We start from the raw sequence: 12143 nt of genomic DNA on the forward strand, positions 1-12143 counted from the left end.
AATTTCTCAGCAATCGCTGAGAAATATCCACAATTGTGAATTGTGCATTGTGCATTGTGAATTGTATAAGGGTGCAGTATAACCTAGAGCAATGCTCTAAAAATTCAAACCAATATCAATTTAGATAAGTAATACAATTAAGTATATAGAAAGATAAGGTGAATAATATGAATTACGAAAATTTAGCAGAACTTCTTTTTCCTACTATTGATAAAACACCACAATATTATATTGAAAAGTATCCAGCTAGAAATCTTAAAGAAGGAGCATGTGTTACAAGATATGCTCCTAGCCCAACAGGTTTCCAACACATAGGAAGTATTTTCGCAGCACTTATTGATGAGAGAATAGCAAGCCAAAGCGAAGGAGTTTTTTATTTAAGAGTTGAAGATACTGATCAAAAAAGAGAAGTAGAAGGGGCTATTGTTGATACCATCTCAGCTATGAGAAATTTTGATCTTAATTTTAATGAAGGTATGATTGATGAAACTAATGAGATAGGAAGTTACGGCCCTTATAAACAAAGTTTAAGAGGGGAAATATATAAAACTTTTGCTAAGGATTTAGTTAGAAGAGGATATGCTTACCCATGTTTTTGTTCACAAGAAGAAATTAATGCTATAAGAGAAGAACAAACATCTATCAAAGCTAACCCAGGATATTATGGAAAATGGGCAAAATGTAGAAATTTAAGCTTTGAAGAAATTAAAGAAAAAATTGAAAAGGGAGAAAAATTTATTTTAAGATTAAAATCTCCAGGAAACATTGAAAATAGAGTGGAAATTCAAGATTTAATTAAAGGTAATATATCTTTCCCAGAAAATGATCAAGATATAGTTATAATAAAGTCTGATGGACTTCCAACTTATCATTTTGCTCATGCTGTAGATGATGGATTAATGAGAACTACTCATGTTATTAGAGGAGAAGAATGGTTATCATCGCTTCCAACGCATGTTCAGCTATTTGATATTGTTGGATTTGATAAACCTGAATATTGCCATATACCAACTATAATGAAGCTTGATGGAAGCTCTAAGAGAAAATTAAGTAAGAGAAAAGATCCAGAAAGTGCTGTTAGTTATTATAGTGAAGAAGGATATCCAATGGTTTCAGTAGTTGAATATCTATTAAACATCGTTAACTCAAACTTTGAGGTATGGAGAGAAGAAAATCCTTTTACAGATTATAAAGAGTTCCCGGTAGAATTAGAAAAAATGGGCAAAAGTGGTGCATTATTTGATACTATAAAATTAAATGATGTAAGTAAGAATGTTATTTGCAGATTAAAAGCACCTGTAGTATATGATTACTATATAAATTGGGCTAAAGAATATGATAAAGAGATGTATGACTTAATGACTACTAATGAAGAAATGGCTAAAGAAATCTTTAACATAGATAAAGAAGGTCCAAAACCAAGAAAAGACTTTGGAAAATGGAAAGATGTAAGAGAGAAAATTTTCTTCTTCTTTGATAAATTATTTGAGGAAGATGCTATAGAAAATATAGAGTTTCCAAAGAATGTTGAACTAGAAGAAGCTAAAAGGGTTATAGAAGCTTATAGTAAAGCTTATAATTTCAACACAGATAAAGATACTTGGTTTGAAGATCTTAAAGCTGTAGCTGTAGAATTAGGTTATGCTACAGATAGAAAGAGCTTTAAGAAAGAACCAGAAGCTTATAAAGGTATGGTTTCAGATGTAGCTGGAGTGGTTAGAGCAGCTTTAACTCATAGAGCGAATACACCTGATTTATATACTATAATGCAAATCATGGGTGAAGATTTAGTTAGAAGTAGATTTAATAAATTTTTAGAGCTTTAATGAGAATTTTTTGTAGATAAAAGATGAATTAGAAATTAAAAGCAGTAGAATTTCTCTACTGCTTTTGTATTAGGGCATATTCAAAAAAATAATTAGTTAGTATGCTCATCTATTTTGTATCATACTGCGTCGTCAGAACTTCATGATAGCTACACTATCATGAAAACCTGTCTCCTTGTCTGATGCAAAATATATTTCGCACCTTTAATTAGTTATTTTATTTCATATGCCTTATTTTAATTTAAATGAACTTTTTAATGAAACAATTCTATTAAACACTATTGCATCTTCTGTAGAATATTTAGAATCTACATTAAAGTAACCATGTCTAAATAATTGATATTTATCTTGAGATTTAGTTCCCTTAACACTTGGTTCAATGAAACCTTTAAGTATTTCTAAAGAATTTGGATTGATTTGCTCTAAGAAATGTTTATCTTCTCCATCTTCATTATCAAGTATTAATGGCTCATATAATCTAAACTCAGCTGGAATACTATGTTTAGCATCTACCCAGTGAATTGTTCCTTTAACTTTTCTTCCAGTGAATCCAGTACCACTTTTAGTTTCTGGATCATAAGTGCAGCGAATTTCTATAACATTTCCATCTTCATCTTTGATAACTTCATTACATTTTACAAAATAAGCACCTTTTAATCTTACTTCGTTTCCAGGGAATAACCTAAAGTATTTTTTTGGTGGCTCTTCCATGAAGTCTTCCTGTTCTATGTATAATTCTCTTGAAAATGGTACTTTTCTAGTTCCTGCATTTTCATCATCAGGGTTATTTTCGATATCTAACATCTCTACTTCATTTTCTGGATAGTTAGTTATAACTAATTTTAATGGTTTTAACACAGCCATAGCTCTTGGAGCTTTTGGGTTTAAGTCTTCTCTTATGAAGTACTCAAGCATTTGAGCATCTACCGTAGAGTTAGCTTTAGCAACACTTATAGCTCTACAGAAGTTTCTTATAGCCTCTGGTGTATATCCTCTTCTTCTTAAACCAGCCACTGTTGGCATTCTTGGATCGTCCCATCCATCAACAACATGTTCATCAACTAACATTTTAAGTTTTCTTTTACTCATAACTGTATTAGTTATATTTAATCTTGCAAACTCAATTTGTTGAGGAACAGACTCCATTTCACATTCTCTAACAAACCAATCATAAAGTGGTCTATGATCTTCAAATTCTAAAGTACAAATAGAATGAGTTATGCTTTCAATAGCATCTTCAAGTGGATGAGCAAAGTCATACATTGGATAAATGCACCATTTATTGCCAGTATTATGATGAGTAGAGTGAGAAATTCTATAGATAATTGGATCTCTCATATTGATATTTGGAGAAGACATATCTATTTTAGCTCTTAATACCTTTTCACCATCTTTGAATTCTCCATTTTTCATTTTTTCAAATAAGTCTAGATTCTCTTCCACAGTTCTATTTCTGTGAGGACTCTCTTTTCCTGGCTCTGTTAATGTACCTCTATATTCTCTAATTTGCTCTGGATTTAAGTTGCAAACATAAGCTTTACCTTTTTTGATTAAAAGAACTGCTCTATTATACATTTCTTCAAAATAATCAGAAGCAAAATGAAGATTATCCCAGTCAAATCCTAGCCATTTAACATCTTCTTTTATAGATTCTACGTACTCAGTATCTTCTTTTATAGGATTAGTATCATCGAATCTTAAGTTAGTTTTTCCTTTAAATTCGTCAGCTAGCTCAAAGTTTAAAATTATTGATTTAGCATGACCAATATGTAGATAGCCGTTTGGCTCAGGTGGAAAACGAGTTATTATCTCCTTATGCTTACCATTTTTTAAATCTTCAATTACTATGTTCTTTATGAAGTTAGATGAATTAAATTCGTTCGACATAATGCATACCTCTCTTGTTAAATTATTTAAAGCATCTGAAAAACAACAAGGTAAAGATATTAGTCTATTTTATCTCATATGCCTTATATTAGATAAATCGTTAGATTTCATTAATAGTGTAGTACTATAAGGCAGAAATTGATAACGGAATATGATGCAAAATAGGCTAATATACTAGCAAGTTATTTTTTTAAGATGTCTAAAACAAACATAGTTAATAGTTGTTAATATCTCTACTATATTTATTTACATTTACCTTTAATCATAAACCAATTATGGAAAAAAATAAAGACTTTACTTACTTATTTGCAGATTTATGAAATATCATATAGGATTCCTTAATGAAAATTTAAATTATGCATGATTTTAATTTCCATAATGAAATTTTTACCATAAATTTTCAAGAGTTTAAGCTGCTTTTATATAAAATTTACTTTCCATAATATATTTAAAGTTTTCATATTACATACTTATAGGTTATTACGTTTTCCTTATTAACTTTTTCTTATTACCTTGTTATTATTCCTAACTACTTAGTGTCTTATAGTAAAAGTACTTAATGTCATGATGAAGATTATCCTTGACGTATTTAATGCGACAAAATATATTCATTCTTTCTTAAATAAGAAGTTCTAGGGAGAAATAGGATAATTTATGGCTTTTAAAAAAATATACTGCAAGGGGATAGTAAATCCTAATAAAGTTTTATAAAATAAATAGTTTTCAAAAAATACAAAAAGACCTATTTAAAATAGGTTTAAAAAATAGCTTTTTCTATGTAAGATTTATATCAATAGAAAAAAAATTAAATCATTTATAAAGGTTGAAGTTATTAAATTCTATGTCTCCAAGAAGCATTTTTTCTAAGGAATCAAAATTATAATTTCTGCTAGGTATCTTATTCCAAAGACTTTCTTTTTTAGCTTTAATATTTTTGCTTTTGACATTTTTATTCTTTTTAAAAAATGAATTTTTTTGATGTTCTATTGGGTCCACCTTTAAAGTTATAGTATAGAGATTTGAAGTGCTTCCTCTTCTTTGCTTTTTTATAATTCCTGCAGTTATCAATTCATTTAAATATCTTTGAATAGTTCTTACAGATTTTCTTAAAATATTAGCTAAATAGCCTTGAGAAGGAAAGCATTGAAGTTTGTCTCCGTAACACATGCTTTGAAGCAAAAAATGAAGCTTAAAAGCCCCATCAGAGATATTATAATTTAAAACCACATTATCAATTTTAGTATATGACATAAACATTCCCCCTAAAATACATAATTCTAATAATTGAATATGCAATTAAGGGAAAAGTTTATAAAATATCTTTAAATAGATTAATCAATATACTAAAACATAAAAATATATTAATACAAAACAGTTTAATAATAAGCTATGGAATAAATTTTATATTAAGGGAAAAGATAATAACAAATAAATTTATTACACAAAGGAGAATCTTTATGAGCCATAGAGAACCAAAAAAAGCAAAAAAGACTAATAAGGAATATACTAAAAGTGAAAAACCAGAAATGACTAAGAATGGAGATATGAAAAAACAAAAAAGAGGAGGCTCTATTAATTTAGAATAATACCTTCTAAAGATTTAGAGTAGAATCAAAAAGCATTATAAATTATTAAAATTATTCAATGAAAAATCGTGATTAAATATCACGATTTTTTAATTTTAAATTATTCCGCTATATTTTAGTAATACTTTAAGAGTTCATTAATAATTATATTAATGTAATAAATTTTAAGAGGTAATATTAATGGCTGTAGAAATGCTTAAATTACATCCAAGCAATCCTACAAATGAGCAAAGACATGAGATGGTTAAAGAATCATTAAATGAAGCCGGAAGACCAGAGGATTTTTATAATGTAATTAACTTATTAAGCCCTCCACCGGATATTACAAACTATGCTCCACCATTATCCTTAAAAGGGGTAAAGATAGGAATTATAGGTGGAGGTGTCGCAGGTTTAAGTTCTGCTTTTGAATTAAGAAAATTAGGAGCAGATATAACTATTTATGAAGCATTAAATGATAGAGTTGGTGGAAGAATCTATACCTATTATTTTGATAAGGCTAAAAAATTATATGGAGAATTTGGGGCTATAAGAGTACCTGCATCTCATGAAACTGTATGGCATTATATAAATTTATTTAATTTAAAAACCAACCCTTTTGTTCAAAATAATCCTATGACATTTTTACTTGTTAGGAACAGAAGGATAAGAAATACCAGTGAAAATATAGAGAAGTATATCTATCCTTTATTTCCTTTAAGAAAATGGGAAAGAGATACACCTTGGGATGAGCTATATAATTATGGAATGATTTCTTCTATGAATAATTTAACCCCAAAAGAAAGAACAGATATTTTAAGGATACTTCCTAAATATAGCTCACCATATGAATATTTAGATAACCTTAGTATACGTCAAGTATTGCAAAAGAATAAATTAAGTCAAGGTGCTATAGAGTTAATAGCTGGAATTAATGTTTTAACATCACCGCTATTTAACAGCTCTTATAATGAATTAATGCAGGAAGATTATCCAGTAACTTTTAATTATTTGTATCAAATTGATGGTGGTATGGTTAATCTTCCACTTGCATTCCATAGGAGCTTAACTTGTGAAGAGCCTACAGAATATGAAAACATACCTCAATATATGCTAGGAACATGTAAATGGAAATCAGGTTGTGTAGTATCTGGAATATATAAAACTAGTAATAAAAATGAAAGAGTATCTATTGAATATAAGGATACGGACAATAATAGAACCTATATGGAAACTTTTGATTATGTAATATGCGCTATTCCTTTCAGTACTTTAAGGGAAGTAGATATAGCTCCCGTGTTTAGTACTAGAAAAATGCAAGCTATTAAAGAACTTACTTATGAAGACTCTCTTAAAACCTACTTTTATTGCAAAAGACGTTTTTGGGAAGATGATGAGTACTATGGTGGTATATTAGGGGGAGTATCTTATACTGATGAAGCAATTCAGTCAATCATATATCCTTCTGATCATGCAGTTAGACAGGTCTATTGCCCAGAAGAACCAGGTATACTGCTAGCTTGTTATAGCTTATCCTTAGATTCTATTCGTGTAGCAGGTATGAAAGAAGAAGCAAAATTTGAATTAACTAAAAGGCAAGTAGAAAAGGTACATGGACTTCCTTATGGTTATTTAGACAATATAGTAAAAGAGTATAAAAGTGTTAACTGGAATACAGAGCCATATTTTAGAGGTGCTTTTGCTGTAAATGCACCAGGACAGAAACAATTATTTGCCTATGATATTTTGCAACCAGAGTATAATGGAAGAATATTCTTTGCTGGAGAACATGCTTCTGTTAACCATGCATGGATACAAGGTGCTCTTTATAGTGGTAAATTTACAGCTAATAATTTAGCAAAATATGCTATGAGTCATAAAAAACAATGTTAACAAATATATTTTTATTTCCATTAATCCATCCTTATATGAACATAGTATCTTTCACATGAAAAAGATAGTAGGTTTATTTATATAGATAAAATAGTAAAAAACCTACTAACTTTCTAAAGGTTAATAGGTTTTTAATTTTAACAAAATTTTTTAAAAAGTATTTTAAACTTCGCTATTTTGTTGTTCAGCATGATGATTTTTATCAAACTTAATCTCCCAATGAATAACAAAGGTTAATATTGCTCTTAATAAAATTATCGCAGCTAAAATATACATTTCATCAAGGGTTCTTATAAGTACAGTTTTTAATATCTCACCTGCTAACTTAAACTCCAAAGCAAGTGCTAAAGCTTCAGCAAAATCTACTTTTATTAAATTAGTACTTGGATTAAATAAGCTTTTTATATACTGATAAAATCCCTTAAGTGCAGAAATTACAACTATAATAATTCCTATTAATTCTAAAAAATGAATAATATAAGGAAGTATTAAGTTAATAAGATATTCTAGGCTCACTTCGATCATCCTCCTATGATTCTATACATGGTTAAGGGTAATGTATTCCACCAATCAATAGGAAAATCCTTCATTCTACAAAGTATATTAAATAATATAATATTTATATAATATATTTATAAATTCTTACATTAGTTAACAAATAAGTGTAAGTTTTATACTGATTATGATTAATTTGTTAAATCTAATAGCGGTAACTTTACTTTAAATATAGTTTTTTCTTCATCGCTATACGTAGCTATTTTTCCATTGTGTAATTGAATGATATTTTTTGTTATAGCTAAACCAAGCCCTGATCCACCAGCTTCTTTTCTCATTAGTTTCTCTTCTTTCGTCATATCTGAAAAAAATCTTACATTAGGTTTTATTAAATCGTTAGGTTTATAATTTTTATCTAACGAATGTTCTCTATTTACCAATACTAAAATATCATCAGAATTTTTTTCAACACTTACTTCACTTGAAATATTTAATTTATTTGCTGCTTGGGCCATTCCAACAATGCCTAAAATTATAATTATTGTGTATAATACCTCTCTAAGCAATTTTTTCAAAACTATTCCTCCTTAAATTAGATAATCTTCATTTTGCACTAAGAGCAACATTCAAAATTGTTTATTGAAAATAACTTTAAATATTTAGCTAAATGCTAATATATTTTGATTTTAAGAAAGATAGTTTAAGAAAATTATAATAAAACCTTAAGAATTCTTAAGATTCATTATGTAGATAAATGGAAGTCGGTGATTTATAGTGAAAATTAATAGATGATTAATTTTAATTTTTTTAATATAATAATTTGTGTGTATTAAAAGACATGAAATTTATGAAGGTCAAATTTATTTACTTTAAAATCTTAATTAAATAATAGGAGAATATTATATGACAAATAAAAATATTGAAATGATGAAAAAAATTATTGAAGAAAAGAAAAATAAGAGTTCAAAGCAAAATGGTACACAAAGAGCAGAAAAGTCAATGGGACAGCTAAGGAAGGGAAAAAGTAGTAAAAAAACTGGTGGAGTATTTGATAAATAGAATATTAATTAATAGTATTAAAATAAAAAAACATTAAGTTTAAATGAAAACTTAATGCTTTTTATATATAAATTTAAGAAAATAATTATTTCTAATAGTTATAAACTTTATTTAGCATAATTTTTCTTTTCAGCAATTCCTGAAAGCATGAGAGCTAAAGCTCCATCGCCAGTTATATTACATGCTGTTCCAAAGCTATCTTGTAAAGCAAATATAGTCAATATAAGAGCTGTTCCTGCTTCATTAAATCCAAGAACACTTATTATTAATCCAAGAGATGCCATTACAGTCCCACCAGGAACTCCAGGAGCCCCTATAGCAAATACACCAAGTAAAAGAATAAATAGTATCATAGATGAAACAGAAGGTAACTGTCCATAAAGTATTTGTGATACTGTCATAACAAAGAATACTTCTGTTAATACTGAGCCACAAAGATGAATATTTGCACATAATGGAATTGCAAAATCCACTATATCTTCTCTTAATACATCAGATTTTTTTGCTGACTTTAAAGCCATTGGTAAAGTAGCTGCTGAGGACATAGTTCCAACAGCTGTTAAGTATGCAGGTCCATAATTTTTAAGTACTTGCCATGGGTTTTTTCCTGATATAAGACCAGCGATAAGATATAATACTGTAAGCCAAATAAAATGTCCAATTAGAACTATAATTATGACTTTTATAAATACCGGTAATTGTGTTGTTATAGAACCTTCATAAGCTAAAGTAGCAAATGTAGATGCTATAAATATAGGAAGTATAGGAATAACGATTCTATTTACTATACTTAAAACTATGCCTTGGAATTGATCAAGCAATTTTTCAAATAAATCAGCTTTTGTCCAAGCTGTTGCAAGTCCAATCAATATTGAAAGTACTAAAGCACTCATCACTGACATAACTGGAGGGATATCCAATTTAAATATTAGTTCAGGAAGTTCTTTTAATCCTTCAGTAACGGGAATTATGGACAATTTTGGAATTAAAACATATCCAAAAAATGATGAAAATGCTGCTGCTCCAACAGATGATAGATATGCTAATAATACTGCAAATCCTAGCAATTTTGATGCATTGCTTTTGAGTTTTGCTATTGATGGAGCAATAAATCCTATTATAATTAGTGGCACAGCAAAGAATATTATTTGCCCTAATATATATTTTAGGGTAACAATAATGTGTATGAAGCTAGCTGGAGAATTGAGTCCAACTAAAAGGCCTATTATAACGGCAAGAATTAGCTTAAATATTAAGCTGTTAAATAATTTTTTCATAAATAAGTCCTCCTATATATTTTGATTATAAAATATAAAAAGCCTCTTTCTTTGATATATAAAGATAAAAGCTATTTTAAAATTATAGTGATATGTCAATTACGTTAATTCAAGAAATTTACAATTAAATTAATTATATTATAAAACTTATAGTATTTAAATATAAATTTGCATTTACTATAGAAGTTATAATAGTGATTATTAAGTATAAGTGGTAAAACATAATTTTAATATGTGAAACTTATAATTGTCAAAGTAGTTATTTGAAAATATATAGTTATTTTTAATCTCTGAGATGTAAGATTATGATTAAAAAGAAAAACTATAACATTATATAGATACTTTAAAATAGGATTTTTTATTAAGTTTAAATTCTAAATGCTTTTATGGTAAACTTGTAATATGAAGAATATTGGTTACAAAACTCAGGAGGATGGTTATGGAATTAAAGATGTTTCAATTTATTGATGATTCTATTACATATTTTAAAGATATAGAAACCCATTTAGATAACCTATGTGAAGATATAGAGCATTATTTTGAAGAAATGTTAATGGAAGAAGATCAAGGAGTTCTAAACATTAATTCTAGAGTAAAGTCTATTAGTAGTCTAAAAGAAAAGATTATTAGAAATAATTATTATAAAAAATATAGTACTGTAGAGGAGTTTTTTTCTAACCTTTCAGATTTAATAGGAATTAGAATTGAATGTAGGTTTATTGAGGATGAAAATAAAATATACAAGGTAATTAAAACACATTTTACGGAAATAGATGAAGAAGGTTATTATTATAGTCCATCAAAGAAAAATATAAAATTAAAATTATCAGATAAACAACCGCAAGAGCAGAAAAATGGATTTAAGATATTTAGAATAGATGGTTTCTATGAATATAATGATAAAAAATTCAATTTTGAACTTCAAATCAAATCTTTAGTTAATATATTTTGGGGTGAAATAGAGCATAAAATAATATATAAAAATAATAATTATATGTTAGTTGATGAGTTTTATAAAAATATAATGGGAGCAATTAAGAAAAACCTTTCTATGATAGATAATCAACTTTTACTTATATATGATCAAGTGAATAAGTTTAATACTATTAATCCAACAGTTAGGAAAGCTCAATTAGAAACTGTACTGTCTAAAATAATCTATGATATATTTTCTACGCAAATGAAAAAGAGTATAGGGTTAATTGTAGATTTTAAAAAGTCCTGTGATGCCATAGTAAAATATATATTTAGAACTAACAATGCAGAAGATTTAGATGACTATAATGAAACTTTATTAAAAACTTTATCTAGATTAAATGCTATAGGAAAAGATGATATGAACTTTAATTCTCAAATAGAATTTGAAAGGGAAGTAGGATTCAAAGATGAGTTCTGTGATACTGTTGGCACCGCAATATTAAAGTCAATCAATACTGACTTTCAGTGGAATTTGTTTTTTAGAATGTTATTTCAAATAGAATTAGGAAATAACTCAGAGGATTTTGAAAGTTTCATAATATACTTTAAAAATATATTTTTAAAAAATATCAGTTTTTCAAAGTTAAATTTTCTATTTAATGAAGAGCAATCGGAAAACATAAAAGATTCTATAATAAAACAATTGTCTATATGTTTTATAGAGATAGATTCCATTACATTTATATATGAAGAAAATATAGAAAAAATTAATCAAGAAATAAATAATACTATAAAAGATATATTTACTAATATAAATACTTATGATCAGTGGGAAGATAATAAAGATATTTATTTAACACTATTCAATTTAAAGATACTTTCGATATTTGACTATAAAATTAAAACCGTAAAGGTAAAAAGTTTTATAGAAAGAATTAAAGTCTCATCTACTACCAACATTCAAATAAGCGAAAGTATTTTAAAATACATTGATAAATTAGAATTGGTAACAGAAATATCAGCGAAAGATGCTTTAAAATTAATTAAAATAAACAATATTAGTGAAGGTATTAAGAAATTTTAAATTATATAAATATTACTAGAGAAAACAGAAAACTGTGAACTCCACCTTTTTAGAAGTCTATCTTCTTAAAAAGGTGGAGTTTTGTATTAGAAGCAATACATTTATATAGGATTCCTTAATGAAAAATGAAGAATTATGG

Annotated in this window: 10 protein-coding genes; 5 read left to right on the forward strand and 5 right to left on the reverse strand. The window is 27.3% G+C overall.

The window, feature by feature from the left end; genetic code table 11:
- Window positions 1-167: 167 nt before the first annotated feature.
- Window positions 168-1826, forward strand: coding sequence for a glutamate--tRNA ligase (gene gltX / locus B2W91_RS17955; RefSeq protein WP_291583412.1), 1659 nt, complete (start codon window positions 168-170; stop codon window positions 1824-1826).
- 231 nt (window positions 1827-2057) lie between these two features.
- Here the strand turns inward: gltX and B2W91_RS17960 are convergent, their stop codons facing one another.
- Both B2W91_RS17960 and B2W91_RS17965 read right to left on the reverse strand, forming a co-directional pair.
- Complete coding sequence (locus B2W91_RS17960) at window positions 2058-3713, reverse strand: glutamine--tRNA ligase/YqeY domain fusion protein (RefSeq protein ID WP_291583413.1); 1656 nt, start codon at window positions 3711-3713, stop codon at window positions 2058-2060.
- A gap of 810 nt (window positions 3714-4523) precedes the next feature.
- Window positions 4524-4964, reverse strand: a complete 441-nt coding sequence (locus B2W91_RS17965; RefSeq protein WP_291583415.1) for a helix-turn-helix domain-containing protein — start codon at window positions 4962-4964, stop codon at window positions 4524-4526.
- A 206-nt stretch (window positions 4965-5170) separates the two neighbouring features.
- Between B2W91_RS17965 and B2W91_RS17970 the strand changes: the two genes are divergently transcribed.
- Both B2W91_RS17970 and B2W91_RS17975 read left to right on the forward strand, forming a co-directional pair.
- Window positions 5171-5299: a hypothetical protein gene (locus B2W91_RS17970; protein ID WP_291583417.1), complete on the forward strand. Its 129-nt coding sequence runs from the start codon at window positions 5171-5173 to the stop codon at window positions 5297-5299.
- Window positions 5300-5479: 180 nt separating this feature from the next.
- On the forward strand, window positions 5480-7171 hold the full coding sequence (locus tag B2W91_RS17975; RefSeq protein ID WP_291583419.1) for a flavin monoamine oxidase family protein: 1692 nt from the start codon (window positions 5480-5482) through the stop codon (window positions 7169-7171).
- Between the two features lie 162 nt (window positions 7172-7333).
- Here the strand turns inward: B2W91_RS17975 and B2W91_RS17980 are convergent, their stop codons facing one another.
- Both B2W91_RS17980 and B2W91_RS17985 read right to left on the reverse strand, forming a co-directional pair.
- Window positions 7334-7687, reverse strand: coding sequence for a DUF1622 domain-containing protein (locus B2W91_RS17980; protein WP_291583420.1), 354 nt, complete (start codon window positions 7685-7687; stop codon window positions 7334-7336).
- Window positions 7688-7857: 170 nt separating this feature from the next.
- Window positions 7858-8181 (reverse strand): ATP-binding protein, encoded by a 324-nt coding sequence (locus B2W91_RS17985; protein ID WP_291583448.1) that lies wholly within the window; start codon window positions 8179-8181, stop codon window positions 7858-7860.
- Window positions 8182-8569: 388 nt separating this feature from the next.
- Here B2W91_RS17985 and B2W91_RS17990 point away from each other — a divergent pair, with 388 nt between their 5' ends.
- Window positions 8570-8725 (forward strand): hypothetical protein, encoded by a 156-nt coding sequence (locus B2W91_RS17990; RefSeq protein ID WP_291583422.1) that lies wholly within the window; start codon window positions 8570-8572, stop codon window positions 8723-8725.
- Window positions 8726-8832: 107 nt separating this feature from the next.
- Here B2W91_RS17990 and B2W91_RS17995 read toward each other — a convergent pair whose 3' ends face one another.
- On the reverse strand, window positions 8833-10002 hold the full coding sequence (locus B2W91_RS17995; protein ID WP_291583424.1) for a dicarboxylate/amino acid:cation symporter: 1170 nt from the start codon (window positions 10000-10002) through the stop codon (window positions 8833-8835).
- 439 nt (window positions 10003-10441) lie between these two features.
- On the opposite strand from B2W91_RS17995, the gene B2W91_RS18000 reads away from it, so the two are divergent.
- Window positions 10442-12004, forward strand: coding sequence for a GTP pyrophosphokinase (locus tag B2W91_RS18000; protein ID WP_291583425.1), 1563 nt, complete (start codon window positions 10442-10444; stop codon window positions 12002-12004).
- The last annotated feature ends 139 nt before the right edge of the window (window positions 12005-12143 follow it).

Origin of the sequence: Clostridium sp. UBA6640 (assembly GCF_002455975.1) — a bacterium.
In the GTDB taxonomy this organism is placed as follows: domain Bacteria; phylum Bacillota; class Clostridia; order Clostridiales; family Clostridiaceae; genus Clostridium_J.

What these genes read in the sequence shown, in the direction of transcription:
- B2W91_RS17960 (WP_291583413.1), bottom strand. Translation starts at nt 3,713, where the DNA reads ATGTCGAACGAATTTAATTCATCTAACTTCATAAAGAACATAGTAATT.
- B2W91_RS17990 (WP_291583422.1), top strand. Translation starts at nt 8,570, where the DNA reads ATGACAAATAAAAATATTGAAATGATGAAAAAAATTATTGAAGAAAAG.
- B2W91_RS17970 (WP_291583417.1), top strand. Translation starts at nt 5,171, where the DNA reads ATGAGCCATAGAGAACCAAAAAAAGCAAAAAAGACTAATAAGGAATAT.
- B2W91_RS17965 (WP_291583415.1), bottom strand. Translation starts at nt 4,964, where the DNA reads ATGTCATATACTAAAATTGATAATGTGGTTTTAAATTATAATATCTCT.
- B2W91_RS17995 (WP_291583424.1), bottom strand. Translation starts at nt 10,002, where the DNA reads ATGAAAAAATTATTTAACAGCTTAATATTTAAGCTAATTCTTGCCGTT.
- B2W91_RS17975 (WP_291583419.1), top strand. Translation starts at nt 5,480, where the DNA reads ATGGCTGTAGAAATGCTTAAATTACATCCAAGCAATCCTACAAATGAG.
- B2W91_RS17985 (WP_291583448.1), bottom strand. Translation starts at nt 8,181, where the DNA reads ATGGCCCAAGCAGCAAATAAATTAAATATTTCAAGTGAAGTAAGTGTT.
- B2W91_RS18000 (WP_291583425.1), top strand. Translation starts at nt 10,442, where the DNA reads ATGGAATTAAAGATGTTTCAATTTATTGATGATTCTATTACATATTTT.
- gltX (WP_291583412.1), top strand. Translation starts at nt 168, where the DNA reads ATGAATTACGAAAATTTAGCAGAACTTCTTTTTCCTACTATTGATAAA.